Source organism: Sphingobium sp. RS1, from assembly GCF_056156825.1.
This window is the reverse complement of sequence record NZ_JBLZXE010000002.1, coordinates 2,035,490-2,061,676: the sequence shown is the minus strand read 5'-3', so window position 1 is coordinate 2,061,676 and position 26,187 is coordinate 2,035,490. Positions and strand designations below refer to the sequence as shown.

General features: G+C 63.3%; 25 protein-coding genes and 1 tRNA gene. 11 read left to right on the top strand and 15 right to left on the bottom strand.

Annotation, left to right across the window (positions count from 1 at the left end; all coding sequences use genetic code 11):
• Nucleotides 1-22: 22 nt before the first annotated feature.
• Nucleotides 23-343: a hypothetical protein gene (locus tag ACNHGR_RS11770; protein WP_475286290.1), complete on the top strand. Its 321-nt coding sequence runs from the start codon at nucleotides 23-25 to the stop codon at nucleotides 341-343.
• 15 nt (nucleotides 344-358) lie between these two features.
• On the opposite strand, the gene ACNHGR_RS11765 is transcribed toward ACNHGR_RS11770, so the two are convergent.
• From ACNHGR_RS11765 to ACNHGR_RS11740, 6 genes are all read right to left on the bottom strand, one after another.
• Complete coding sequence (locus ACNHGR_RS11765) at nucleotides 359-880, bottom strand: sterol desaturase family protein (protein ID WP_475286288.1); 522 nt, start codon at nucleotides 878-880, stop codon at nucleotides 359-361.
• Nucleotides 881-1,014: 134 nt separating this feature from the next.
• Nucleotides 1,015-1,776 carry a TorF family putative porin gene (locus ACNHGR_RS11760; RefSeq protein WP_184267481.1) on the bottom strand — a complete coding sequence of 254 codons (762 nt, stop codon included), beginning with the start codon at nucleotides 1,774-1,776 and terminating at the stop codon, nucleotides 1,015-1,017.
• 258 nt (nucleotides 1,777-2,034) lie between these two features.
• Nucleotides 2,035-3,288: a mechanosensitive ion channel family protein gene (locus ACNHGR_RS11755; RefSeq protein ID WP_475286287.1), complete on the bottom strand. Its 1,254-nt coding sequence runs from the start codon at nucleotides 3,286-3,288 to the stop codon at nucleotides 2,035-2,037.
• Between the two features lie 4 nt (nucleotides 3,289-3,292).
• The gene (gene metC / locus ACNHGR_RS11750; protein WP_475286285.1) at nucleotides 3,293-4,513 is read right to left on the bottom strand and encodes a cystathionine beta-lyase; all 1,221 of its coding nucleotides are present in this window, start codon (nucleotides 4,511-4,513) and stop codon (nucleotides 3,293-3,295) included.
• Nucleotides 4,510-5,355, bottom strand: coding sequence for a 3-mercaptopyruvate sulfurtransferase (gene sseA / locus ACNHGR_RS11745; protein WP_475286283.1), 846 nt, complete (start codon nucleotides 5,353-5,355; stop codon nucleotides 4,510-4,512). Before sseA ends, metC begins: the two co-directional genes overlap by 4 nt.
• Nucleotides 5,356-5,430: 75 nt before the next feature.
• Nucleotides 5,431-6,723, bottom strand: a complete 1,293-nt coding sequence (locus ACNHGR_RS11740; RefSeq protein WP_475286281.1) for a hypothetical protein — start codon at nucleotides 6,721-6,723, stop codon at nucleotides 5,431-5,433.
• An 88-nt stretch (nucleotides 6,724-6,811) separates the two neighbouring features.
• Between ACNHGR_RS11740 and queF the strand changes: the two genes are divergently transcribed.
• A complete protein-coding gene (gene queF, locus ACNHGR_RS11735) occupies nucleotides 6,812-7,273 on the top strand; it encodes a preQ(1) synthase (protein ID WP_184267471.1) in 462 nt (153 codons plus the stop codon).
• Between the two features lie 35 nt (nucleotides 7,274-7,308).
• Here queF and ACNHGR_RS11730 read toward each other — a convergent pair whose 3' ends face one another.
• Entirely contained in the window at nucleotides 7,309-7,956 is a 648-nt protein-coding gene (locus ACNHGR_RS11730) for a hypothetical protein (protein WP_184267469.1), read from the bottom strand.
• Between the two features lie 277 nt (nucleotides 7,957-8,233).
• Between ACNHGR_RS11730 and ACNHGR_RS11725 the strand changes: the two genes are divergently transcribed.
• Nucleotides 8,234-10,885, top strand: coding sequence for a M1 family metallopeptidase (locus ACNHGR_RS11725; RefSeq protein ID WP_475286278.1), 2,652 nt, complete (start codon nucleotides 8,234-8,236; stop codon nucleotides 10,883-10,885).
• Nucleotides 10,886-10,925: 40 nt separating this feature from the next.
• Here ACNHGR_RS11725 and ACNHGR_RS11720 read toward each other — a convergent pair whose 3' ends face one another.
• The 7 genes from ACNHGR_RS11720 to hspQ all read right to left on the bottom strand — a co-directional run bounded on the left by ACNHGR_RS11720 (nucleotide 10,926) and on the right by hspQ (nucleotide 21,000).
• Entirely contained in the window at nucleotides 10,926-12,245 is a 1,320-nt protein-coding gene (locus tag ACNHGR_RS11720) for an acetyl-CoA hydrolase/transferase family protein (protein ID WP_475286276.1), read from the bottom strand.
• A gap of 71 nt (nucleotides 12,246-12,316) precedes the next feature.
• Complete coding sequence (locus ACNHGR_RS11715; RefSeq protein WP_475286274.1) at nucleotides 12,317-13,387, bottom strand: phytase; 1,071 nt, start codon at nucleotides 13,385-13,387, stop codon at nucleotides 12,317-12,319.
• A gap of 11 nt (nucleotides 13,388-13,398) precedes the next feature.
• Nucleotides 13,399-14,799 (bottom strand): purple acid phosphatase family protein, encoded by a 1,401-nt coding sequence (locus tag ACNHGR_RS11710; protein WP_475286272.1) that lies wholly within the window; start codon nucleotides 14,797-14,799, stop codon nucleotides 13,399-13,401.
• Nucleotides 14,800-14,870: 71 nt separating this feature from the next.
• Complete coding sequence (locus ACNHGR_RS11705; RefSeq protein WP_475286271.1) at nucleotides 14,871-17,663, bottom strand: TonB-dependent receptor; 2,793 nt, start codon at nucleotides 17,661-17,663, stop codon at nucleotides 14,871-14,873.
• A 140-nt stretch (nucleotides 17,664-17,803) separates the two neighbouring features.
• Entirely contained in the window at nucleotides 17,804-19,741 is a 1,938-nt protein-coding gene (locus tag ACNHGR_RS11700; RefSeq protein ID WP_475288398.1) for an OPT family oligopeptide transporter, read from the bottom strand.
• Between the two features lie 145 nt (nucleotides 19,742-19,886).
• The gene (locus ACNHGR_RS11695) at nucleotides 19,887-20,672 is read right to left on the bottom strand and encodes a GDSL-type esterase/lipase family protein (RefSeq protein ID WP_475286269.1); all 786 of its coding nucleotides are present in this window, start codon (nucleotides 20,670-20,672) and stop codon (nucleotides 19,887-19,889) included.
• Nucleotides 20,629-21,000, bottom strand: coding sequence for a heat shock protein HspQ (gene hspQ / locus ACNHGR_RS11690; protein WP_475286267.1), 372 nt, complete (start codon nucleotides 20,998-21,000; stop codon nucleotides 20,629-20,631). The genes ACNHGR_RS11695 and hspQ overlap by 44 nt, the downstream gene beginning before the upstream one ends.
• Before the next feature lie 136 nt (nucleotides 21,001-21,136).
• Between hspQ and ACNHGR_RS11685 the strand changes: the two genes are divergently transcribed.
• The 8 genes from ACNHGR_RS11685 (at nucleotide 21,137) to ACNHGR_RS11650 (ending at nucleotide 25,391) form a co-directional block, all read left to right on the top strand.
• Nucleotides 21,137-21,226: transfer RNA gene (locus ACNHGR_RS11685), tRNA-Ser, on the top strand.
• Between the two features lie 212 nt (nucleotides 21,227-21,438).
• The gene (locus tag ACNHGR_RS11680; RefSeq protein ID WP_475286265.1) at nucleotides 21,439-22,668 is read left to right on the top strand and encodes a tyrosine-type recombinase/integrase; all 1,230 of its coding nucleotides are present in this window, start codon (nucleotides 21,439-21,441) and stop codon (nucleotides 22,666-22,668) included.
• Between the two features lie 38 nt (nucleotides 22,669-22,706).
• On the top strand, nucleotides 22,707-22,937 hold the full coding sequence (locus ACNHGR_RS11675; protein ID WP_475286263.1) for a YozE family protein: 231 nt from the start codon (nucleotides 22,707-22,709) through the stop codon (nucleotides 22,935-22,937).
• Nucleotide 22,938: 1 nt separating this feature from the next.
• The gene (locus tag ACNHGR_RS11670; RefSeq protein ID WP_475286261.1) at nucleotides 22,939-23,127 is read left to right on the top strand and encodes a hypothetical protein; all 189 of its coding nucleotides are present in this window, start codon (nucleotides 22,939-22,941) and stop codon (nucleotides 23,125-23,127) included.
• Between the two features lie 145 nt (nucleotides 23,128-23,272).
• Entirely contained in the window at nucleotides 23,273-23,470 is a 198-nt protein-coding gene (locus ACNHGR_RS11665) for a hypothetical protein (RefSeq protein ID WP_475286259.1), read from the top strand.
• 231 nt (nucleotides 23,471-23,701) lie between these two features.
• Complete coding sequence (locus tag ACNHGR_RS11660) at nucleotides 23,702-24,199, top strand: ImmA/IrrE family metallo-endopeptidase (protein WP_475286258.1); 498 nt, start codon at nucleotides 23,702-23,704, stop codon at nucleotides 24,197-24,199.
• Entirely contained in the window at nucleotides 24,192-24,590 is a 399-nt protein-coding gene (locus ACNHGR_RS11655) for a hypothetical protein (RefSeq protein ID WP_475286256.1), read from the top strand. The genes ACNHGR_RS11660 and ACNHGR_RS11655 overlap by 8 nt, the downstream gene beginning before the upstream one ends.
• Before the next feature lie 327 nt (nucleotides 24,591-24,917).
• On the top strand, nucleotides 24,918-25,391 hold the full coding sequence (locus tag ACNHGR_RS11650; RefSeq protein ID WP_475286254.1) for a hypothetical protein: 474 nt from the start codon (nucleotides 24,918-24,920) through the stop codon (nucleotides 25,389-25,391).
• Nucleotides 25,392-25,487: 96 nt separating this feature from the next.
• Here ACNHGR_RS11650 and ACNHGR_RS11645 read toward each other — a convergent pair whose 3' ends face one another.
• The gene (locus ACNHGR_RS11645; RefSeq protein ID WP_475286252.1) at nucleotides 25,488-26,111 is read right to left on the bottom strand and encodes a transposase; all 624 of its coding nucleotides are present in this window, start codon (nucleotides 26,109-26,111) and stop codon (nucleotides 25,488-25,490) included.
• Nucleotides 26,112-26,187 lie beyond the last annotated feature (76 nt).

The window sequence follows — 26,187 nt, the reverse complement described above, 5'->3', positions numbered from 1 at the left end:
CAGAAGGGAATCGAAAAGGGCCATGCTGGTTCGACGCAAATGGTGGATATTGGGCGGTTTGCTCATGTTGTTGCTGCTTGGGCTGCTGGCCTGGCATTGGACAACGCTCAGCGCGCGCGCCCGGCTTGGCGCCGCCTATGGCGCGCGCATCGGCTGTTCCTGTCGCTATGTCGAGGGGCGCGCCATGGGCAGCTGCAACGACGACAAGGAGCCGGGCATGGGGCTGGTGCGCCTTACCGACCTGCCCGATCAGCGGGCGGTGGAAGCCAGCGTGCCCTTGCTCGCCACCCGCACCGCTCGGTTCAAGCCTGGCTGGGGCTGTCTGCTCGACCCTGTGGGATGAGGAAGCAACCCCGTCTCAGCCCCTGACGTCCGCATCCTCCAGCCCTCTGGCAGCCCGTACGCCCGTCCTGCCGCCATTGGCCAGTTGACGCTTCAGCGCGGAAGGGGCCGGAGCGACCAGGAAACCGAAGCTGACGGTCCCTTCTTTGGTTTCCACCGCATGATGCAGACGGTGAGCCTGAACGATGCGCTTCATGTAACGGGACCGGGCGACATAGCGGTGGCGGACCCGTTGATGCACGATGATGTCGTGAAAGCCGAGATAGATGGCGCCATAGGCGGCGATCCCCGCGCCGACCGTCGTCGCCCAGTGGCCCCAGCCCCATTGCACCCCGCCTAGCAGCAGCAGGATGGAGGGCATGGCGAAGATCGCGAAATAGAGATCGTTCGCCTCGAAGAAGCCAGTCCGGGGGCGGTGATGGCTGGCGTGCAGGAACCAGCCGGGGCCGTGCATCACCCAGCGATGCATGACATAGGCAAAGCCCTCCATCGCGGCGATCGTGGCGACGAAGAGTAGCAGGAGAAGCATGGGCGACATGGGGGCCACTATAGGGCGGCCGGGGCAGGGTGGCGACCCCGTAATGGTCCGGAATGCGTCACGTCACGACAAGATAGGGCCGCGATCCCTTGCGAGGTCGCGGCCCGGTTCACCCCCGGAACGGGAAAGGCGGATCAGAAGGAGGCGGTCAGCGAACCGACGATGCCAGCCTTGCTGATATTATGGCCGGCGGCCGTGTAGGAGGACTTGTTGGTATCGACATAGGAAACGCCGAAGGTCAGGTGCTGCCAGGTATAGGTCGCGCCGATATTCCAGTCGGTATATTCGTCACCGATGGTCAGATAGCTCGGGCCGAAGCTGTGGCCCAGATGGGCCGACACGCCCAGCGGGGTGTTGGGAATCGAGGCCGACAGGTCGCCGGCGACATACAGGCTGTCTTCCTTGCCATTGCCGACGCTCAGCGCCTTCGCCTTGGGGGCGTAGTTGACGGTCAGCTTGGCGGTGGCGGGACCGAAGGTGCCCTTGACCGAAGCATAGGGTTCGACAAAGTCGGTGTTCGCGCCGGCATTGCCCGGATAGTAATAATAAAGGACACCGACGTCGATCGTGGCAGCGCCGACGGTGGTCGAATAGCCGCCGATCAGATCGAGTTCCTGGTCGGAGCCGTTGGCGACATATTCGTCGATCGAGCTGCCCCAGACAGACGCGTAGAAGCCCGAAGCGTGGCTGACGGTGATGCCGCCCTGCAACGCGAATTTCTTGTTGGTCTGCGAAATGCCGCGGAAGCGATAGTCGGTGACGACGGCCGCATTGCCGGTGACGGTCAGTTCGGGCGTGGGCTCGTCCTGGGCCATGGCCGGCGTGGCGACGAGGGCGCCGACAAGAGCGATGGCTGAAAAAATGGGGGCCGAGAGGCCGATGATGGACTTACGCATGGGATTCCCCTTGATGGTGGTTCTGCGATCGTCCCGCCTGCGTCCAGGCGCCTGCCTCTATGCTTCCCCCGCTCGGGATGGGCCGGCTGCCTCAACGCCTTTCGATGTGCATCGCCGCGTTGCGGCGCACAAGAATTTATTGCCCGACGATGTCTTTTGCTTCGCTAATGTTGCTGGGCTGCAACAAAATGCAGATCGCTCGCATCGAAAGATGGCCGCAAATGCAGCGAAACGCGCGCTTTTCTGCGCTTTAGCGATTTATGGCTGCTTGCTGTCCGGCGCCTGATGAATGACGCGCTGCGGATAGGGGATGGCGATGTCATGGTCGCGGAACAACTGCCAGACGCGACCCAGCACGTCCGATTTTACATTGCCGACGCCGCCCTCCGGATCGCTGATCCAGACGAGGATGTCATGCTCCACCCGGCTTTCCCCGAAGCTGGTGAGCCAGACATTCGGCTTGGGATTGCGCAGCACGCGCGGGCTTTCCTGCGCGGCCTGGAGCATGAGTTGCTGGGCGAGCTTCAGGTCGCTGTCGAAAGCGATGCCGACGGGGATGCGGACGCGGACGTTGCGGTCGGAATAGGACCAGTTCTCCACCTCCTGCGTCATCAGATTCTCGTTGGGAATCAGATGTTCCTTGCCGTCGCGGGTGATGACGGAGACGGCGCGCACGCCGATCTTGTTCACCCAGCCGAAGCTGTCTCCCACGACGATGACGTCGCCCGGCTTGATCGATCGGTCCATCAGCAGGATGATGCCGGCGATCAGGTTACCGAACGTCTTTTGCAGGCCGAAACCGATGGCCAGACCGAGCGCGCCGGAGAAGACGGCAAAGGCGGTGAGGTCGATCGAAAGCAGGTCGACGCCGATGAAGAAGGCGGCGACGATCACGGTGATGGCGGCGAGTTTCTGCGCCAGCAATTTCTGCGTCGGGTCGAAGCCGTCGGCCTTCTGGATCGATCGGCCGATAACCCGGTTGGCGAGACGGACGGCGGCGAACAGGGCGACGCAGGTGGCCGCGATCGACAGCAGGCCGAGCAGGGTGATGCGCCGCTTGCCGAGATTCATGCCGATGCCGTCGAGCATTTCGCTGACCGGTGCGATGCCGCCGCCGCTGCCCGATACGATCAGGATGAAAAGGACGAGCGCGAGTGGCACCACCGCCCAGCGCGGCATGGCCAGACCCTTCAGGATATGAATGGACAGCAAGGCCACGGCGCCGCCCAGCGCGATGCCCATGACCAGATGGCCAAGTGCATCCTTGGGGAAGAACGGCAGGGCGAGCGTCAGGAGCAATGCGGCGGTGCCATGGCGCAAGATGGCGCGGACATGGCCTGCCATCGCATCGCCCAGCGTCGGCAGGCGTCGGCGCAGGCGCGGGGCCATCAGCCGGGCGAGGCCCCAGGCGGCGGCATAGAGGAGGATGGACAGGGCCAGCGCGACGAGCGGCTGGACGATGTCGGGATCGCCCGGCAGCAGCATGATCAGGTCGGACAGGGCGGGGCCCATCGCGTCAGCTTCCGTCCCGGACGGTGCGGAAGCGGGCAAGGCCGGCGTCGAGATCGGCGATCAGGTCGTCCGGATCTTCGAGGCCGATGTGCAGCCGGATGGCCGGACCTTCCGCGTCCCATCGTGTCGCCGTGCGGTAACGGGCAGGGTCGATGGGGAGGGCGAGGCTTTCGAAGCCGCCCCAACTGTAACCGATGCCGAAATGGGCGAGGCCGTCGATGAGCGCGGCACGCGCGGCCTCGTCCCCGCCCTTCAGGATGAAGCTGAACAGGCCGGTCGAACCGCTGAAGTCGCGCTGCCACAGCGCATGGCCAGGGCAGTCAGGCAAGGCGGGGTGGAGGACGCAGGCGATGTCCGGCTGATCCTTCAGCCAATGGGCGATAGCGAGCGCGCTGTCCCGATGCTGTTTCAGGCGAACGCCCAGCGTGCGCAACCCGCGCGAGGCGAGCCAGGCGTCGTCGGGGCTGACCATCTGCCCGAACAGATAGGCGGTCTGGCGGATCTTGGCGAACCAGTCGGCGGTGGCGGTGACGCTGCCCATCATCACGTCGCTATGGCCGACGATATATTTGGTGCAGGCGAGGATGGTGATATCCACGCCATGCGCCATGGCCGGGAAATAGAGCGGCGTGGCCCAGGTATTGTCGAGAAGGGTGACGACATCATTGGTCTTCGCCCATGCGGTGAGCGCCGGGACATCCTGCACCTCGAAGGTCAGGCTGCCGGGGCTTTCGAGGAAGAGCGCACGGACCGGGCCGCTGGCCAGATGCGCGTCGAGTGCGGCAACGTCGGCCGGATCATAATAGATCGTCTCGACGCCATAGGGGCGCAGCATCTGTTCGCAGAAATTGCGGGTCGGGTCATAGGCGCTGTCGACCATCAGCAGCCGGTCGCCGGGCCTCAGCACTGCCATCAGCGCACAGGCGATCGCCGCGACGCCCGAGGGATAGAGCATCGTGCCATCCGCCCCCGGCTCCATTTCGGTGAGCGCGTCGGCAAGGCTCCAGGCGGTCGGTGTGCCCTTGCGCCCGTAAAAGAGCCGCTCATGGGTGCTGCTGCCCGCCGCCTTCCGCAGATGGGCGACATCGTCATAGAGGATGGTGGAGGCGCGCCAGACCGGCGCGCTGACGATGCCGCCGGGTTGCCCCGGCATGCCGGTCCATTCCGGCTTGCGGCCCGCCTGCGCCAGTTTGGTCAGGGGCTTGCGGTCGTCCGTATCGCTCATGCCGCGCCTGTAGCTTTCGGCGTGGCGGGATCGAAGCCCCATTCGGACCAGCTGCCGTCATAAAGGGCTACGTCGGTCTTCCCCAACGATTCCAGTCCGGCGAGGATGATGGCGGCGGTTACGCCGCTGCCGCAGGTAGTGATGATCGGACGATCGAAATCGGTGCCGGCGTCAGCTAGCAGGCGGCGCAGCTCGTCGCCCTGCTTCATGCTGTTGTCGGCGGCGAAGAAGGCGGAAGAGGGAATGTTGCGGCTGCCGGGAATATGGCCCGACGCCATGCCGGGGCGCGGTTCCGCTTCTGCACCGGTGAAGCGGCCGGCGCCGCGCGCATCGAGCAGTTGGGCTTCGCCGCTATCGATATTGGCGAGAATGTCGGCCTTGTTGCGCACCTGCGCACGGTCGAGCCGGGCGACGGCATTGCCGGGGGCGATGACGGGTGTGCCGCTTTCGGTTGCGTGACCTTCGGCGATCCATTTGGGCAGGCCGCCGTCCAGGATCGCGGCAGACGTGCCGAGGCCATAGACGCGCATCATGAACCAGCCGCGCGCGGCGCTGTGGGTCGGGCTGTTGTCATAGATGATGATGCGACTGTCGGCGTTGACGCCCAGCGCCTGCATCCGCTGTGTCATCAGGTCGTTTGGCGGCAACTGACCCGGCACCGGGTCTTCGGGATCGGAGAGCGTCGGCAGATCCATGAAGGCCGCGCCGGGAATATGGGCGGCCTCAAATTCGGCGCGAGCGTCGCGGGGCGTGCCGGGCAGGAACAGGCTGGCGTCGAGGATGACGATGTCGGACGCGCCCAGTTGGCCGGCCAGCCAGTCGGTCGTAACGAAAATGCTCATGCGGCTCCCTTCGGCCTTCTCATTCTGCCTCTGGGACTGACAGTAGGACGCCGAAGCGGGGCTGGAAAGGGGGCTTCAGGCTGGCGTCAGTTCGGCGGCGGCGCGGGCGGCGGGCCGGCGATATTGGCGCGGCCCCTGATCGAGGCGCAGCGGCGCGAGCCGGGCGGCCGGCGGTTCCTGTTCCTGCCCGACGATGAAGGCGCGGGCGGTGCGACCCTGACCGACCGCTTCGCCCTCTTCCGTGCCCCAGCGATAGCCGGCATCGAAGGCGGCGAGCGGGATGAGCAGCGTGCGCTGGCCCATTTCGACCGGCACGATCTCGTCGGTCGTCAGGCGCAGTTCGCCGTTCAGCTGGATCGTCTCGTCAGGCTGGATCACGACGGCGCTGTGCAGCGGCAGGCCGTCCTGTCCGGTGAAGAAACCTTGCAACACTGCCTGCTGCTGTGTGCCGCCATTGCCGATCATGCCGCGCACCAGCACATCCTGCGCCGGGCGGTCGCCGCGATTGTGCAGGATCAGCGCATAGCTGATCGTCACGCCCATCAGCGAATAGCGGGCCTGACCCACAGCCATGTCCATGTCGATCCATGGGCGATCGGTCGCGGCGGCTGTGACTGCGGTGGGGACTGGGGCGGGGACATGCAGGCTTTCGGCGGGGTCGGGTGCGGGCGGCGGCGGGACGGCGGCCCTGGGCTTGGCGACGGGTGTGGGCGTACGGGTCGGAGCGGGCGCTTCGTCACGCGATGCGGTCGGCCGGCGGCGGCGCAGGAGGATAAGGCCGGCCAGCACGACCAGCGCCGCGACGATGGCGGCGATGATCCAGGGCAGGCTGAAGCCCTCCTCGGCCGGCGCCGGAGTGGCGGCAGGTGCGGTTTCCGGGCTGTCGACCGCATTGGTGGCGGGGGCCGGGAGCGGCTGGACGGGTGGGACAACCGGCGTGCTGCTGTTGGCGGCGGCATTGTCTGCCTCGATCGGGGCCGGCTCGGCAGGTGCGGATGCCACGGGCGCGGGGCGCGTCTGGGCGGGCGGCGTCGAGGTCGGGCGCTCGGCAGGGCGGGTCGGGCGGGGTTCGGCTGGCGGCGTCGCCTGTGCCGGGCGCGGGCGGTTGGTCTGCGGCGCGGGCGTCGGCTGCACCGTGGCGGTCGGCGGCGTGACCGTGGGTGCGACCACTGGCGGGGTCGCGCGGGGCGTCACCGGATCGCGATAGACGTTGAGTTCAGGCCCCTGCCGATTGGGATCAGGCGCCGGGGTGCTGCCCGTCGGCGGCAGCTGGAAACCGCCGGCCGGGGCGTCGGTCTGCTGAGCATGGACAGGCGCTGCCAGCATTAGCGGCGCGGCGAAAAGCAACGGACGAATATGAGACCCCATGGCTCAGCCAAGGCACAAGAATGGCTGAACCGCAAGTGAACAATGCGAAAGGCTGACATCAGCCGTGCGATCGCGTAGATGGCCGGTCATGACCGACCTTCCCACGACTCCGCTGCATCTGGGCCAGACCAGTGCGCTGCCCGCCAGCCCTGAACAGGCCGTGCTGGACTATGTGCCCAATCCACGGCCCGGCAAGCCCTATCTGGTGCGTTTCACTGCGCCCGAATTTACCTCGCTTTGTCCGGTGACGGGTCAGCCCGACTTCGCCCATCTGGTGATCGACTATGCCCCGGCCGAGACGATCGTGGAGTCGAAGTCACTGAAGCTGTTCCTGGGCAGTTTCCGCAACCATGCCGCCTTCCATGAGGATTGCACCGTGGGCATCGGCCAGCGTCTGTTCGACGAGATGAAGCCCATATGGCTGCGCATCGGCGGATACTGGTATCCGCGTGGCGGCATCCCGATCGACGTTTTCTGGCAGTCGGACGAGCCGCCAGCCGGTCTGTGGCTGCCGCCGCAGGATGTGCCGGGCTATCGCGGGCGGGGCTGAGGTCACCCCGCCCATATTCTGCTGAAGGCAGTGGATCAGATCAGCGATTGGGACAGCATGGCCATCATGATGTGGCCAACCAGCTTCTTGGCGCGCGCGGCGGCATTTTCGCTGTTCTTCCACATGACCATATGCTTGCCAGCATATTCCGACCGCAGGACGATCTGGTTGGTCGCGGCGTCGATCACCAGCCAGCGGATCGCATAGTGACGCCAGGCGCCGATGCTCTGGAAATCGGCAGGAAAGGCGATCAGGCGGTAGCGTATCCCGGCTTCCGCCTCCCGCGCTTTCTGGGAACTGATGACTTCTCCCACGGGGATCATCGCGCCGCCCATGGCGTTGGCGAAGGACAGTCCGGTGGGGGTGTCCTTGAATCGGATCAGTTCTGCTGAAACCTGATTCTGTCCCAGTTCCCCGATCAACTGACTTTCCATCTCGGTCAGGACGGCGGGCGTAAATTCGGCCTCCCGGACGTCGAGAAAATCGTAGAACAGGATTTTCGTGCCGCGAAGAGAGGCTGGCGTGGCCGGAACGGGTGGCGCCGGAACGGGTGGCGGTGTGCGTATGACGACGGGCGCCGAAGGTACGGCTGACGGTTCGGATGTCTGTGCAAGAATGGGCATGGCCTGAACGACGCCAAGCGTCATGCAGGCTGCTGTAAGCAGTCTTTTGATATTGTGCATATTTCCCCCCTGGGCAACGCACCATGGCGTACGCCGCTATACTGTGCAAGCGTTCGGGTCTGGCGCCTTGTCCATGCCGCTGCGGCTGTGCACCGATCGGCCCGTTGCTGTGCGTCGATGCGGTGTTTGACGAACGGGCAACAGGGTTCGACCAACGACATCATCTTGCGGAGAGTTCACTTGACCCCCGCAGCCAAAGGGCCGATCCCGCGTTGCATAGCGGCGCGTGATAGTGTCTCATTGCGCCGGAAAAAGACGTGTCGGAGTCTGAAACCCTATGTCGTATAAGAAAATCCTGCCGCTGCTGATCGCGGCTGCCCCGGTCGCGTTGGCGACGCCTGTTCTTGCCCAGACCGCTGCGCCTGCCGGCCCCGCTGCCGGGATCACTACCCAATTGCCGCGCGGCGCTGCGCCCAGCCATTATGCGATCGAGGTGACGCCGGATACGGCGAACCTGAAATTCACCGGCAAGGCATCGATCGACGTGACTGTCGCGACTGCGCTGCCCACGCTGGTGCTGAACGCGGCGGACCTGACCGTCTCCACCGTCACGCTGACGCCCGTGAAGGGCAAGTCGATCACCGGTACCGCCAAGGTCGATGCTGACGCGCAGACCGTCACGTTCGATTTCGGCAAGCCGGTCCAGCCGGGCAGCTACACGCTCGCCATTACCTATGCCGGTATCATCAACCAGCAGGCAAACGGCCTGTTCGCGCTCGACTATACCGACAATGCCGGTGCGGCAAAGCGTGCGCTCTTCACCCAGTTCGAGGCGCCCGATGCCCGCCGCTTCGTGCCGAGCTTCGACGAGCCTAGCTACAAGGCAACGTTCGACCTCTCCGCAGTGGTTCCCGCGGACCAGTTGGCGGTCGGCAACATGCCCGTCAAGGCGAGCAAGGACATTGGCGGCGGCAAGAAGCTGGTGACGTTCGGCACGAGCCCCAAAATGTCGTCCTACCTGCTCTTCTTTGGCCTTGGCGAACTGGACCGTGCGACCAAGATGGCGGGCAATGTCGAAGTCGGCGTCATCACCGGCAAGGGCAATACGGGGAAAGCGCAACTGGCGCTTGATGCGTCGGCGGCGATCCTGCCCTATTATGACGATTATTTCGGCGTGCCCTTCCCGTTGCCCAAGCTCGACAATGTCGCGGGGCCGGGCCAGAGTCAGTTCTTCAGCGCGATGGAGAATTGGGGCGCGATCTTCACCTTCGAGCGCGCGCTGCTGGTCGATCCGCGCTTCACCTCCGAAGAGACGAAGCGCACCATCTACGAGATCGTGGCGCATGAAATGGCGCATCAGTGGTTCGGCGATCTCGTCACGATGGCCTGGTGGGACGATCTCTGGCTGAACGAGGGTTTCGCCAGCTGGATGGCGACCAAGGTCACCGATAAGCTGAACCCGGAATGGGAAACCCTGCTGTCGCGCGTCGACGGGCGCGAGCGGGCGATGAGCCTTGATGCATTGAAGACCACCCATCCGGTCGTGCAGAAGATTCACACGGTGGACGAGGTGAATCAGGCGTTCGACGCCATCACCTACCAGAAGGGCGAAGCGGTCATCACCATGCTGGAAGGCTATGCCGGCGAGGATGCGTGGAAGGCGGGTATCCAGTCCTACATGAAGGCCCATGCCTATGGTAACACCGTGACCGACGATCTGTGGAAGGCGGTCGAGGGCGCTGGCGCCAAGGGGCTGGTCAGCATCGCGCATGATTTCACCAGCAAGCCGGGCATTCCGCTGGTCAAGGTGGAAAGCGCGCAGTGCCAGGGCGGCAACACGCTGCTGACGCTGAGCCAGGGCGAATATAGCCGCGATGCGAAGGACAAGGCGCCCCAAAGCTGGAACGTGCCGGTGAAGGCGCAGACGCTGGGCGGGGAGGCGCAGCGCCTGATCCTGTCCGGCGGCAAGGGGCAGATCACGCTGCCGGGTTGCGGCGCCTATGTCATCAATGCGGGGCAGACGGGCTATTATCGCTCGCTCTATCCGGCCGAAAATATGAAGGCGCTGGCCAAGGGTTTTGGCACGCTGTCCGGCATGGACCAGACTGGCCTGATGGCGGACAATTTCCAGCTGGCGCTGGGCGGATACCAGCCGATCGGGCTGGCGCTGGATCTGGTCGACGCGGTGCCCGCCAATGGCAGCCCCGCCGTACTGGCCGAAGTGCCGTCCTACCTCAAGAGCAGCTATGACATGCTGGAGGGTGATGCCGCCGCTCGGGCGAAGGTCGCCGCCTATGCGTCGAAGAAGCTGACCCCCGCGCTGGCCGCCATCGGATATGACGCTAAGGCTGGCGAAGGGCCGCAGGTGCCGGTGCTGCGTACCAGTCTGGTCGCGACGCTGGGCAGCATGGGCGACAAGGCCGTGGTGGCGGAAGCCAACAAGCGCTTTGCCGCGCTGGCGAGCAATCCTGCCGCGCTCGACGGACCGCTGCGCAATGTGTGGCTCGGCATCATCGCGGAAAATGCGGATCAGTCCACCTGGGACAAGCTGCGCGCCATGGCGAAGGGCGCGCAGAGCGACCTGGAGAAGAGCACCGTCTATGCGCTGCTGGGCAAGGCGAAGGACGAGAAATTGAGCGCGCAGGCGCTCGACCTCGCCCTGACCGATGAGCCGGGCAAGACCACCAGCGCTGCGATCATCGGGCAGGTCGGTGCGGCGCACCCGATGCAGGCGGTCGACTATGTGCTGGCGCACAAGGCGCAATATGAGGCGCTGATCGACGTGTCGGCGCGCAGCCAGGCGCTGGCCCGTCTGGGCGGCGGATCGGCCGACCCGGCGATGGTGACCAAGCTGGATGCCTATGCGACCCAATATCTGACGCCCGAATCGCGCAAGGTGGTGGATCGCTCCATCGCCGCGATCCAGACGCGGATCGAGGCGCGCGGCCGGCTGAAGGCACCGACCGCAGCATGGTTCGCGAAGAAATAAGGAATGGGAAGGGAGGCTCGCAAAGGCCGCCCTTTTTGGTTCAGGCCATCAGGCGCCGGTCGCGGGCAGCGCGGGCCAGATCCTCGCGAAAATCGGGATGGGCAATGGCGATCAGCGCCTTTGCGCGCTCGGACAGGCTCTTGCCCTTCATGTCAGCCCAGCCGAACTCCGTGACGACGATATGCGTATCGGTGCGCGGTGTGGTTACCGGGCCATCCAGCCACGGCACGATGCGCGACACAGTCCCCTTCGCCGCCGTCGAATGGCAGGCGATGATGGACCGGCCGCCCTTCGACGCATAGGCGCCGCGCACGAAATCCAGCTGGCCGCCGGTGCCACTATATTGGCGCCGGTTCATAAACTCCGAATTGCAGGCACCGCTCAGGTCCATCTGGATCGTCGCATTGACGGACAGCACACGGTCATTCTGCGCGATAATGTGCGGGGCGTTGACATATTCGACCGGATGGGCGGCGACCGCCACATTGTCGTGGATGAAGTCGTAGAGCGACTGGTCGCCCATGGCGAAGGTGAAGACCGACTTGCCCGGATGCAGCGCCTTGGCACTGTTATCCACCACGCCCGTTCGGATCAGGCCGACGAGGCCGGGGGTCAGCAATTCGGTGTGGATGCCCAGATGCCTGTGCCCCATCAGCGCCGCGCAGACCGCATCCGGCACCGCGCCGATGCCCATTTGCAGGCAGGCGCCATCCTCCACCATGCCCGCAATGATCGCGCCGATCGCGTCGTCAGTGGCGTTGCGCGGCAGGGCAGGCACCTGACAGAGCGGAACATGATGTTCAATGAGGGCCGCCACATCCGACACATGGATCATGCAGTCGCCATGGACATAGGGCATGGCCGGATTGACCTCCACGATCAGCCGGGCGCCGCTGCGCGCGACGGCCAGCGCATAGTCGGCGTCGGTGCCCAGGCTGAAACAGCCATTGGCGTCCATATTGGATACGGTGGTGATGAAGGTATCGACGCCGATATGATCGGTCAGCGTGCGGGGAATCTGGTGGAACTGCACCGGCAACACATCGATGAACGGTCCATGTTCATTCAGCCGTGCGGCGTCGCCCGAACGCTCTACGCCGCCATGAAACAGGCTGACCTGCCGAATGCGATCGGCCAGATCGGAGGACAGGATCGGCGCGGCTGATCCGGCGGGCGGCAGCATGGTATAGATGCTGGCACCTTCAAGGTTGCCAGCACGGACCCGATCGGCCAGTGCGGCGGCCAGCGCGGGCGGAAAGCTGACGGCAAGACCTGTGGCGATCTTCGCGCCGTTCGGGATCAGGGCGACGGCCTGATCCGCCGTCATGCGCTTCGCGTCATAGCTTGCCTTGATGGTCATGCCCTCTCCATGGCTCTTTCCAGCCTTGTCGCCTGTTGGCGCGGAGAGGGCAATCCACCATTAGTGGGACGTCAGCGGGGCAGGTTAAGCGCCTTCGCGATATCGCCCCATGCGACCAGCTTGAAATTCTGCGCTGCCGCCGCGTTATGGCCGTCCTGCGCGACGAACAGGCCGCCGGGATAGGCCGGGCCGAAATCGCCCAGCATCAGGTCGATGCCGTCGGTTTCCTCCGATCCGCCGATGGCTCCGTCGACCACGCGGAAGCGGCCGACATAGGAATCGTCGCTGAGGCGATAGGCGACATAGGCATTGTCGCCCTGGCTGGAGACGAGGACATAGCCGTCCTTCTCACCGATCGGGGCGATGGCGACGCCTTCGGCATCCATGACCAGATTCTTGCCGTCCGCCGTCGCGATCTTGGTGGGCGTGATCGCTCCGGTCGCGCGGGCGTCGAACCGCCACAGGCCGACATCTTCCTCCGCCACATAGAGGATGCCGGTACGGTCATCCACGGCGCAGCCTTCCGACTGGGTGCCGAGCTTCATCGTGCGGACCATCTTGCCGGTGGGCGTCGCGCCCGATGCGTCGAGCGCGACCTGATTCACCGTGCCATCCTTCAGCACGATGAAGGCGTAGATCGCTTCCGGCGCGCGATACATGCAGATGCCATAGGCTTCGCCCTTGCCGCCATCGACCTTGCCCAATGCGCTGATCTTCGCGGTATTGGGATCAAGTCGGAACAGGGCCAGCTTTGCGTTCGCCACGTCATTGCGGTCGCTCGCAACGACGAGGATGCCGTTGCCGCCATTTATCGCGACGCCATCGCGCAGGTCGACATTATTGACCCGGCCCGCGTCGAGGAAATCGCGGGTCTTGCCGTCCAGGCCATAGACATAGAGGCCGGCCTTCTTGTCGGTCCCCACGATCAGGCTCTGCGCGGGATTGGCGGCATTGCGCCAGATCGCCGGATCATCCGCTGCGTCGGCATTGGGCGTGCCGACCGGCGTGGTTTCGCCGCGCGCGGTAACATTCACGGCCGGCGTCGCATTGGCGATGCGGACTTCGACCGGCACTTCCTGCTCGGCGGTGGCACAGGCGGAAAGCACCAGCAGGCTGGTCAGGGAAAGGGCGAGACGCTTCATCTTGATGGTCCTCACTTGCCGCGCGCGACGCATTTGCCGCCATCAGGGCCGATATTGCCGGTGCAGGTGCGTACCGCGATCGTGGGTTCATTCGTATCGGTCAGATGGTTGCCATCCGCCCGCTTCTCCAGATCGAACCCGTCATAGAGCTTGCCCGATGCGGTGAAGGTACGGAACTTCAAGCGATCGCCATCCACATCGACAACCTGATAGAGTTCGGTCGCCTCGGCGGTCTTGTCCGGCTGGGTGCGGGCGCGGTCGTTGAGGCCGTACATTTTCGAGCCGGTGACGGACACGAGATAGACCGGCCCCTGAATTGCGCCGTCCTTGCGCGCCTGCGCGGAGGCTTCGCGTCCCGCTTCTGACGTCAGGCGGCTGTAGCAATGATCATGGCCTTGCAGCACCAGATCGACCTTGCGCCTGTCGAAGACCGGTTTCCACGCGGCCTTCACTTCCGACGTATCCTGCGGCCGGGCGCAGGTGAAGACGGGCTGGTGGAACAGCACGACATTCCACTTGGCCTTGCTGGAAGCGAGCGTGGCGTCCAGCCATTGTGTCTGCTGCTGCATCGTGCTCAGATCGATGGCCGAGGTGCCATCGAGGATGATGAAGCGGACGCCCTGATAATCGACAAAATAGGTGGTCTTGAGGCCCGGTACGCCATTGTCCGGCAGCGCGAATTGTAGCGGGAAATAGGGGCCGAGCTTGCGGCTTTCTGTCTCGTCAGGCTTCACCACATCGACATATTCGTGATTGCCGGTGGCGGGCAGCTGCGGGACGATCGACCAGTTGTAACCGGCCGCCTGATTGAATTCGCCCCATTCGTCGTCATGGTCCAGGTCGTCGCGCTGGGCCGCCAGATCGCCGGCATGGACGACCAGCTCGATCCCGCCATTGGCGTGGAAAGCCTGACGGATCACCCGGCTGGCATAGGTCAGGATGCCGTTCTGGATATCGCCCAGATAAAGGAAGCGGAAGGGCTTTGCCTCTGCCGCCGCCGTGCGGAATTGCAGCCATTCGGTCCAGCCAGCGCTGCCCTTCAGCCGATAGGCATAGACGGTGTCGGGCGTCAGATTGTCGAAGCGTATCTGATGGTAGAGCGCCGGACCATTGGCGCTGTCCTTCGCCGTTCCGGCAGGACCGGTCACGGTCGTCGCCTTTTCCTCCAGCGTCGGGCCGTCGACGGAGATGGCGACCTGCGCTTCGCTGGCGGTTTGCGCGGAATCGGTGCGGTAGGCGACCGCCATGCCGCGCGACGGATCGGCGGCGGGCGTCAGCATGATGCGGTCGGGCAGATTGCGCGGGGCATAGGGCGTGCCTGCCGAACGCGGGATGGGTGGGGTGGCGGCAGGCTGGGCCGCCAGCGGCGCGGCGGTGGCCAGAAGCAGGGCGGACAGGGTGAGGCGGAACATGTAGGTCTCCCGGAAACGGGACTTGCCGGCCGCGCAAGGGCGCAACCGGCAAGCAGGGGAATTCGGATGGATCAGAAGCTGGCGGTGACGCCGAACTTCGCGGTCCAGTTATATTCCTCATATTGCAGCAGGCGCTTGGAACCGGCGTAGTTCTGATAGGCGAAATAGGGTTCGTTGGTGGCGTTGATCCACTCGGCGAACACCCGGACGCCCGGTGCGACGCGATATTTTGCGCTCAGGTCGAGCTGGAAATGATCGTCGACATAACGGTCGTCTTCCGCCTTGCCGCCCACTTCGTCCAGATATTTGTCGCGATAGGTGCCCGCCGCGCGCAGCGAGATCGGACCCTTTTCATAGCCGAGGACGAGGTTGAACGTATTCTTGGACGAGGAAACCAGCGGGATGCTGCGCGGATCGGCGATGTCGCCGTCCGTCAGCACCGTGCCCTTGGCATCGGTGTAGGTATAGTTGGCGTTCAGCAGCAGGCCGTCGAACGGCGCGGGCAGGAAGCTGAATACCTGGCTGTAGGACAGTTCGAAGCCCTTGATCTTCGCCTTGTCGCCATTGATGTAGGTCGTCAGCTGATTGTAATCGACGCCGTAGATGGTGCCTGCTTCCTCGATGGTCTGCTCGACCACGAAGTCCTTGATCGACTTCCAGAAGAAGCCGCCGGTCAGGGCCGCGTTGGTGCCGAAATACCATTCGGCCGAAACGTCCATGTTCCAGGCATTGTAAGGCTTCAGGTTCGGGTTGCCGAGCGTGGCCTCGCCATCTTCGTTGATGTCGAAGCGGGGTGCCAGGTTAGACAGTTTGGGACGCACCAGGCTCTTATAGCCGCCGAAACGGAAGACGAGGTTGCGCACTGGTTCATAGCGTACCGTCACGCTGGGCAGCCAGTTGGTATAGTTGCGCACGAAACGGGTCGGTGTGATCGTGATATCCTCGACTTCGTCGCCGGTGGCCAGCGTCTGGAAGGCGCGGATGTCGTTACGGGTCTGTTCGACGCGGGCACCGGCGATAACGCGCAACGTGTCGCTGTCCCAACGGCCCATCAGATAGCTGGCGAGGATGTCTTCCGTCACCGAATAGTCCGACGTGGTCGAATTGAGCAATGTGTCGAACTCGTTCAGTTCGAAATTGGACTGGTTATCGTAGAAGAAGTTGCTCGGGCCGGTGTGGCTCGCCTGCGGCAGGATGTCCTGAATGCGATAGGTCTGGCCACCCAGCACGTCGGCGAGCGTATAGTCGCCATCATAGCCGTCATAGACGTCGGACTGGAGATTATAGCTCTTCTTGCGCCAGCGCGCCTTCATGCCGGTCTGGACAGTGAAGGTGCCGCTATCCGACGCGAAGGCGCGGCTGATGTCGCCCTTGACCGTATATTCGCGGTCCTTGGAGTTCGACAGGGTGGTGCGTTCCAGCTCGTCAAATTCATAGTTGGACGCATCATAGAAGGCGTCGGTGTTGCCGGTGACGGTGTAGGTCGGCTTCATCGGGTTGGAATAGTCGAAGCCGACATTCACGCCATTTTCTTCGAAATCCGCCTGGAAACGGGTGGGGTCGATCGAGCCATTCTCGCGCTCGCTGGCTTCCGACCAACTGCCCGAATAGGTCAGCTTCCACGGGCCAGTGTTGGTTTCGCCGCCCAGGGTCAGCGACTTGATGCGCTGCTTTTCGAAGCGGTCCTTCATGCGGCGACGCACGCGGATGCGGTCGTCTTCATCGGAGAATTGCGCGCTGGTGGCGTCGCCCGATTCCGGTTCGCCGCTCATCTGGAAGATCACGTCGCCGCGATATTCCTGATCCTCGAACTGGCTGTAGAGGCCGCGTGCGTAGAGTTTGGTCGTGTCGGTCGCCAGCCAGTCGAGGCTCAGCGACCCGCCCAGACGCTTACGCTCGACGTCATAGTCGCGATACTGGATTTCCTCGGCATAGGCGACGCCGTCATCGCTCTCGGTCCAGTCCGCTGCTTCGATATTGTCGCTCTCGAACTTGCGCTTGTAATAGCTGAAGCCGCCGGCGATGCCGAAACGGTCGGTCAGGCGGGTCGAAAAATCGAAGCTGCCCTTGGGTGTCAGCGCGTCGGCATAGTCGTTATAGCTGCCTTCCAGCTTGACCGAGTAGAGATCCTTCTTGCGGTCGAAGGCGCTGGTGGTGTTAATTTCGATCGAGGCGCCGATCGTGTCGCCGTCCATGTCCGGCGTCAGCGACTTCTTGATTTCGATCGATTCGATCAGTTCGGACGGGATGACGTCCAGCGCGACCGAGCGGACGTCGCTTTCCGGCGCGGGGACGCGGGTGCCGTTGATCGACGCGGCGTTGAGTTCGGGGTCAAGACCACGAACCGACACGAAGCGGCCTTCGCCCTGATCGTTCAGAATGTTGACGCCGGGCAGGCGGCGGATCGATTCGGCGACGTTCTGGTCAGGGAACTGGCCGATGGCGTCGCGGGTCAGGACGCTTTCGACACCGTCGGCGGCGCGCTGGCGCGACAGGGTGGAAGCCTGGTTGGCGACCTGACCGACGACGATGATCGAGCTGTCGATGTCGGAACCGATGCGGATGTCGGCATCGATGTCGCCCGACGTGGGAACGACCACGGTGGTGCGGACCGGATCGGCGCCGACATAGCGCGCTTCGATCGTGTAGGTGCCGGGGGCGACGTCGGGGAAGCGGTAGGAACCGTCACGGCCGGCTTCGGCGACGCGGCCATTTTCGACGATACGCAGCTGGGTGGACTGGAGCGCGCGGGTGCCGGTACCGTCGGAGACGGTGCCGGTGATGGTGCCGGCCAGGGCGGCGGCCGGCGTGGCAAGGGCAATGACGATGGCGGCGCGGCTGACGCCACGGAGGATGCGACTCATGATGGACTCCCTGTTAGCGAGGGAGTCCAGCGGCACATGCCGCGACGCCCCCATCGCTTCGGGGCGCCACTGCGGGTCTTTCCTTACAGCTTCATGCCGTTTCCGTTACAGATCGATGAAACGGCGCTTGTTACAAAATATTACAATGGGTCGGAGGCCCAGCGCTTCAGGCGCGCATAGAGGCCCGCGATCACCCCGGCGAACACCAGAATGGCGAGTGGCACGGACCAGTGATTTTCCCCGACCAGTGCCAGTGGTGCGTCGCTGTCGGTGCTGGCAACGATGCCGGCAAAGGCGACGCCGAACAGGCTTTCGCCGACGATGAAGCCGGTGGCCATCAGCACGCCCATGCGCTCGGCAAATTCCGGGTTCGCCTGACGCAGCGCCCAGCGATTGTAGATATGGCCGATGAGCGCACCGACCGGGATCAGCAGGGTCAGTGCCATCGGCAGATAGATACCCATGCCCACCGCGAGCGGCGGCAGGCGCAGCTTGCCCGCCTTGCCCAGCAATTCGTCGATCGCGATCACAACCACGCCGATGCCGGCGCCGATGCCGATCAGGTTCCAGTCGAGGTCGCCGCCCAGCACGCCCTTGGCCAGTGCGGAGATCAGCGCAGCCTGCGGCGCGGGCAGGGCACTATCCTTAGCGCCAGGCGCGCCGGCGAAACCGAAAGCGCTGTTGAGCAGGTCGAGTACCGGCGGAATGACCAGCGCGCCGAACAGCACGCCGAGCACCAGCGCCACCTGCTGCTTCCACGGGGTCGCACCGACCAGTTGGCCGGTCTTGAGATCCTGAAGATTGTCGTTGGAGATGGTGGCGATGCCGAAGATGATAGCGGTGGTGAACAGCGCATAGGCAATCAGCGCTTGCGTCTGCGACGGATCGCTGTGGCCCGAACCGTAGATGGCGGCGAGCAGCAGCGACGCGCCCAGCACGGCCAGGATGCCAACGCCCGAGATCGGGCTGTTCGATGCACCGATCAGGCCCGCCATGTAGCCGCAGACCGATGCGATGACGATGCCGGCGACCAGCACATAGGCCAAAGTCAGGCCGATTACCGGTACCGGATTGGCAGCAATCGGACCGCCTTGCGCGAAGACCCAGAGCAGCACGCCGATCGGCAGCAGCGCAGCCAGGATGGTGCCGCCCACGATCCCGATCGGCAGGTCGCGCTCGGTGATGTCGAGACTATCGGCATTGCCGGACTTGCGCGCGGCATTGGCGACCAGCGCGCTGCGAATGCCGCTGACGATGGGTCCGAGAATCTTGAGCAGGGTCCAGATCGCCGCGATACCGATCGTGCCGGCGCCGATGAAGCGCGCCTTCATGCGGAAGGCAGTACCGACGATGTCGGACAGCTCCGCGCCGGCAGGCAGCGGCGTGGTGAGATAGGGAACGAGGCCGACCCAGCTGATGAGCAGGCCGATGAACATGGCGACGCCCACCGACAGGCCGACCAGATGGCCGACGCCGATCAGCGCCATGGAGAAGCTGGTGGAGACGGACGTCGCGCCCGCGCCGAACTTGAAGAAGGTAGCGGCTTCCTCCGCCAGGATGCGGGTCTTGGCGATGATCGAGAAGCCGGCGGCGGCAACCGCGCTGGCGACGATGGCGGCCAGTCCGCGCTTATTCTCCTCAAGCCCCTCGCGTGAGCCGGCGCCGACCTTCAGCACTTCGGCGGCGGCGACGCCTTCGGGATAGGGCAGGTCGGAGCCGGTGACGAGCGCGCGGCGCAGCGGCACCGAATACATCACGCCCAATATGCCGCCCAGTGCGATGGTGCAGGCGGAGAGCCAATAGGGGAAACCCTGCCACCAGCCGATGATGACCAGGCCGGGCAGGACGAAGATGATCGCCGAGAGCGTGCCGGCTGCCGAGGCAATAGTCTGGACGATATTGTTTTCCAGGATGGTGCCGGTGGCGAACAGGCGCAGCACCGCCATGGAGATGACAGCTGCGGGAATCGACGTCGCGAAGGTCAGGCCGATCTTGAGGCCCAGATAGACGTTCGCCGCCGTGAAGACGAGGGTGATGAGCGCGCCGAGTATGATCCCGCGCAGCGTCAGTTCGGCCATGGCTTGGGTCTGTGCACCCGCCATGGCGTGCGGCTCCGCTCCCGGGCCCGTTACGTCCGTCATCTCTCTCAATCCTTGGCTTGGCAGCTTCTATCGAACGGCTGGTAATAATGTTGCTTGGGCGTGGATCAATCGCAAAGTGGAATCAGGAGGCGTTTCGCGCCGTCGTGGCCGGCGGCAGATGGTCGAGCCAATTGTCGACCAGGCTGGTCCAGCGTTGATAACCACGCGCATTCATGTGCAGACCGTCCGGCGTGAAGAGCGAGGCGTCTGGCAGGCCGTCGCGGGCCAGCAACACCGTGCCGACGTCCAGATAGTCGAAGCCGTCGGTCTTGGCGCGCGCGGCGATGGCGACGTTGACCTGCGCCATCTTGGGGCGCAGCGTCCACCGGATCGGGCTGGGTTTCAGGGACAGCCAGGCGATCGAGGCGCGGGGATAGTCCGCCCGCAATTTCTTCAGCAGCGTCAATATGTCGCGGGATACGGCTTCGGGCGAGGTGCCTGCCGCCAGATCATTCTCGCCGACATAGACGACCACCGACCGGGGCGGGACGGCGGGCAACAACCGCTTGTAATAATGGAGCACATGCGCGGTGGTCGCGCCGCCGAAGCCGCGATTGACCGTGCCGATATCATGGAAGCTGCCCGCTATGTCCCACAGGCGGATGCTGGAACTGCCCAGGAACAGCGTGGCATCGCGCACCGGCAATCCGGCGCTGTTCGCCTTGGCGAATGCCTCTATCTCCCGGGAGAATGGGAAGGCCGGATCGGCGTTGGGGGCAAGGGCGGCAGCCGGAGCGGCGGGCGGGGCCGCCAGAGCGGTCGCGGGCGCCGCGCAGGCGAGCAGCAGCGCAGCCGCGCTCCTGTACCAGCAGGACGTCGTTGCCTTAATGGCGGTGGAGCGGGCGCAGATTATATTTGCCGTCCGCATAGCTGCCGAACATGCCGGTGATGGCGGGGTGATCGACCGGCTCGTCGCTGTCGTCGGCTGCCAGATTTTGCTGGCTGACATAGGCGACATAGCTGGATTCGCCGTTTTCGGCGAGCAGGTGGTAGAAAGGCTGCTGCTTGTCGGGACGGGCATGTTCGGGAATTGCTTCATACCATTCCTCGCTGTTGGCGAAGACCGGATCGATATCGAACACGACGCCGCGAAAGCCGAACAGGCGGTGCTTGACCACATCGCCGATGCTGAAGCGGGCATGGACGATCGGCGGGGCGCTGATACCGGTACCGAAAATCTGAATCGTGTCTTTCATGTGACCAATTTAGGAGCCTGCCCGGCGGACACAAGAAAAATACCGGAATGGGCGCTTGGCAAGTGCGAATTCATCCGCTAATGGCCGCCCCTCGACCGGGAATACGGGGCCTTGAACGGCCTGTTGAACCTTCTGCGGAGAGGTGGCAGAGTGGTCGAATGTACCGCACTCGAAATGCGGCGTGCCTTTACGGGTACCGTGGGTTCGAATCCCACCCTCTCCGCCATTTACCCCTATTCAAATGATTTCATCCCCTCTCAAAGGGGCTGATTTCCGTTCCTCTTCCTGTTATGTTCTCTCTCATGTTCTCTCACCCGACAGCGTCCAAACGCGGGGTATCTGGGGGCATGATGTGGGGTATGAGGAACAGGATCGGGGTATCAGATGCTCACCGACGCTCAGGTGCGAAAAGCAGCGCCGAAGGATAAGCCGTACAAGATGGCCGATTCTGGCGGCCTCTATCTCTTTGTCGCGCCGACCGGCCTGCGATCCTGGCGGATGAAGTTCCGGTTTCAGGGCGCTGAGAAGTTGCTCACCTTCGGGCCATACCCCGACGTACCCCTATCTGAGGCGCGCCAAAAGCGTGATGAAGCCCGCCGCCAGATCCGCTGTCATGTCGACCCGTCAGGGGCACGGGCGAAGTCCAAGGCCGCCAAGGATGCGGAGCGGCTGGAGCGCGCCAGCAAGCAGTCTTTCGAGCAGATCGCCCGGACATGGCATGAACTTCAGGCCCCGCGCTGGGCACCGGTGCATGCCGAGGACGTCATCACCAGCATGGTCCGCGACGTCTTCCCCGACCTTGGCGCGCTGGCGCTGGACGAGATCGACGCGCCGACGGTGCTGGCCACGTTGCGCAAGGTCGAGGGGAGGGGATCGATCGAGACGGCCCGCCGCCTGCGCCAGCGCATATCGGCGGTTTTCGCATATGCCATATCGGAGGGCATCGCCTCCAATGACCCGGCCGCGATCGTCAGCAAGGCGCTGAAGCCGCTGCCCAAGAAGGGGAAGCAGCCGGCACTTACCGAACTGGACGACCTGCGCGGCGTCCTGATTGCAGCGGAAGCCTCCGGGGCGTCACCAGTGACCAAACTGGCATCCCGCCTGTTGGCGCTCACCGCCGTCCGCCCATCTGTCGTGCGCGGGGTATCGTGGGACGAGTTTGAGGGTATCGACTGGAGCGGCGAGGCGATCGGACCGGGCCTACCTGTCTGGCGCGTGCCGCCCGCCCGCATGAAGCTGATCCTCGATCGCAAGGACGAAGAGAGCTTTGAGCATGTCGTGCCCCTGCCATGGCAGGCCGTCGATATCCTGCGCGAAGTCCGCCGCCTCACCGGGCGCGGCACGCTGGTATTCCCCAGTCAGCGCCATGCCCACCGCCCGCTCAGCGAGAACGCAATCGGCTATCTCTATAACCGGGTCGGCTATCATGGCCGCCATGTCCCGCACGGATGGCGCGCGGCGTTCAGCACGATCATGAACGAGCGCCACCGGCCGGACCGGGCGATCATCGACCTGATGCTGGCGCATGTGCCGTCGAACAAGGTCGAGGCCGCCTATAACCGTGCCCAGCACATGACCCGTCGGCGCGAGCTGGGGCAGGAGTGGGCGAACCTGCTGATGGAGGGGATGGCGCCAGCCGGATCGCTACTCGACGGCTTACGGCGCTGATGCCAGGATGATCCAGAAATGGATCATCGGAGATTCGCGTGCAGACGAATGAACGGGACGAACCCGTCGGCGGCTGGCTGCTGAAGCAGACCGGCCGGGACGACTGGATAGGCACGCTGGCAAAGCAGGCGAAGAGCGATCCCCGGTTCCGGGCGGCGACCACGCCCGACGAGCTGCGCAAGCGGCTTCAGGAAGCCGGGGCGGAGGGCGATAGCTTCGAGGCGCTGGATGATGCCGAAGTGGAATGGCTGAGCGTTGAAGGGGAGTAATATGGTAACTTTTTCGGTGATGGTCGACGTTGTTAAGGTCGCTGGCAAAGGCGCTGTTCACGTGATTAAACGTGTCAAAGCCGATGACATGGCAACTGCGATGAAGCTTGGCAAATCTGCGGTACAAGCCGCATACCCTGTAGCTAAGGTCATAGTTACCAAAGTGATCCAGTTGAAGGGAAACCTATAAGGGGCGCTGCGTCAATCAGTTGCATGGTGGTGGTCGCCAATGAAGACGGCATCACCACTTGGCAGGCGATAGCATCCCGCGTCGACCTGCTCATGGACTATCGGACGGGAAGGCCGCTCAGTCGGCAGCGAGGAGTCTAATAAATATGGCCGCCGACGAGGTCTATCGAGGTTACCGCATCTCCTATCAACGTGGCGACCGCTTTGCTCGGATCTTCGCGCCCGGCGAGCCGTGGGGGATGAAGGAGATACCGGATGCCGGAAAGTCGGGAAACCGTGACTGGTTGAGGACACAGGCTCGGCGCATCATTGATGCCGACATCGCATCGGCCGAGGGAGAGTAAACTAGTGGATCAGCCCGACAGGGTTGCGCGGTACTTGCACGGGATAGGCACCACCCATAGTGCAAAACCGAGCGTTGTATGGCGTCACCGTGACGCATAGAAACGGCGGTTTGCTGGGGATAAGTGGGTCGCGAATAACATTGTCGTTATCGTTGCAAAGGGAGCAAATGACCCGTTGCTAGCGTTTGACGACTCTGCCATTCTTCTCTAAAGGCGCGCGCGGAGGCACATATGTCAGCATTGCAAGACCTAGTTCGCCCCCGCTACGCGGAAGCGCGCCGAAAGGCCGAAGAGCTGACCGCAGATTATTCAACGCCTCCGATCCCTGTGCACGAAATTGCCGAAAGCAATGGAGTGGATGTGGTGTTTGCGAATTTCGGTGGCGCCAGTGATAAGGTTGCCGGATTCTGCGACTTTGCGGGCGCGAAGCTTTACGTCAACGCCCGCGATCCGCTGAGCCGTCAGACTTTCACGATTGCGCATGAACTGGGCCACTGGATGTTGCATCGTGACTTATTCAGGCAGGACCCAGAGAAATATCAGGTTCTGCCTAGATTTCAGGCCGTTGAAAAGAGCAGCCCGTTTGAGCAGGAAGCGAATGCTTTTGCTGCGGCTCTGCTGGTGCCCGCGCGTTTGCTGAAGCCCGTAAGGTCGGCGTCAGTAGCGCAGCTTGCGCGGGTCTTCGGCGTTTCGCGGCAGATGATGGAATTCCGCCTCAAGAATGTCTGATGGCGAGCCTACCGATACGCTTCCTGACTATGAGGACATGAAGCGATACCTGGAAGAGGCTCCTCTTCCAGACTATCAGCCGCAGCAATACGAAGAATATTATCAATCAGAGTTTGGCCGGACGGCGGTCGGCCTTGAGGAAGAGTTTGCGCACCTCAACGGTGTCATATCTCACTATCGGCACAAGGGTTATTGGTCGTTCTTTCTGATGGCCATCATGGCTGCACTGGTGATTTTTCAGTCAGTCCTCCTAGGCCTTGTCGGCGGAAAAATCTGGGACTTTTCACAGTATGAATGGCTGCTGCCCCTTCTGCTGGTGCAAAACTTTGCCCAGATCATTGGATTGGCGGTTTTCGTGGTGAAGGCGCTGTTCAAGCCGATCCGCAAATAGGGCCGCGAAGGAAATTATTCCCGCGTCACCACCCCGCCATCCTTGGATCGGCGGGGTTTGGTTTGCCCAAATTGAACGGCCCGCCTTTACACCGCCACATTTCATAGCCACTTCGGCTGCGAGCAAAACGCAAATGAAAATCTGCGATAAGGCTCGACAGTGGTTCGCTACTGACGCGCGGGCGATGGTTAACCCCCACCGTTTGTAATTAGCGCTCTGCCCCGTCTCATCCCCCGATGAGGCGGGGTTTTTCGTGGACGGATCGAACGGCGAAGCGCATGATATCTCTAAGGGTCGCACCTGTTTGATTATTCTTTTGGGGGTTACATGATTCGTCTTATGATTTGCGCGGCGATGCTCGTCGCGCCTGCGGCCGCATATGCTCAGGAGCCTGCTGCGTCTGTCGCCCGGATGCTGCCGGCAAGCACACTGATCTCGGTTACGCCGAATGCTGAAATCACATCGAAGAAGGTTGAGGTGGGCGACAAGGTTGCCTTCTCGGTCGTCAACGACGTGGTCGAAAACGGCAAGGTTGCCATCCCACGCGGTTCGCAGGTCGAGGGGACTGTGGCGTGGAAAACGGGCAAGGCGATCGGTGGCAAGTCAGGCAAGTTCGAAATCAACTTCAACACTGTAGTGATTGCCGGCCGCGCCTATGCGCTTCGTGGCGTCCACCGCCAGGAGGGCAAGGGCAACACCGCTGCTGCGCTCCTTGGCTCGATCTTGGTCAGCGGGCGATCTGCGCAGATGCTGCCCGGTCAGTTGGCCAGCGCCTTTACGGTTGATCCCATCCCGTACTGATATAGCTGGCCGATTTAAACCCGCATTCCTGCCATCTCCAGATCGGCGGGATGTTAGTTGGCCGACGGTGCCCAACGGTACCGTCGGCCGTGGGCATCAGTGACAGGTCGCTCCCATCTCTTCCAGCCAAGCTGACGAGGCATCATCAATCAATAGGTCGATCCCTCGTAAGCCGTCGGTGCCTCGAATTTCTTCATCCAGAGATTGCTGCTTAAAGGCACTGGCATATTCGCCCAGCGCGCGATTGCCGTAGACACGGCCTTGGGCTTCGATCTGATCGAGTGGCACTTCGCCCTCAATTACCGCCAGCATCAATGCTGCAGCAGCATCTGCGGCTATATCAAAAGGCAGCTTATGCCCTACCGCCTTTACGACCCGCTGCTGGAGGTTTTGAAGCTGTTCTGCTCGGACGCGTTTCGTGATGCTCTTCCCGATGCCAGATGGCTTGATCGAATGACGCTTGCGCCAGTCCTTGACGGTTTGCACATTCACACCTTCTTGCTGAGCTATGCTTTTTATTCCCCATCCCATTTCATGTAGCAGGCGCCGAAGGGGTGAATGGTTTTGCCCTGGCTTCACCCGCTCAAAGTTTGCAGCTAGCCCTCGGCTTCTTCGCCAGCCGCAAATAGTTGAGCGGTCCACGCCGACATGAGTGGCAATCTCTCCGTCGCTCAAGCCCCGGCGGTAAAGATCAAGCCGCTGCTGTTCAGTCGAAATCATACCTCATCTCCTCGCCGGCGATGTGCCGGCGAGGCACGGCTGCGCTTGTTCGGGAGCCAATTGCTTTGTGACCGAT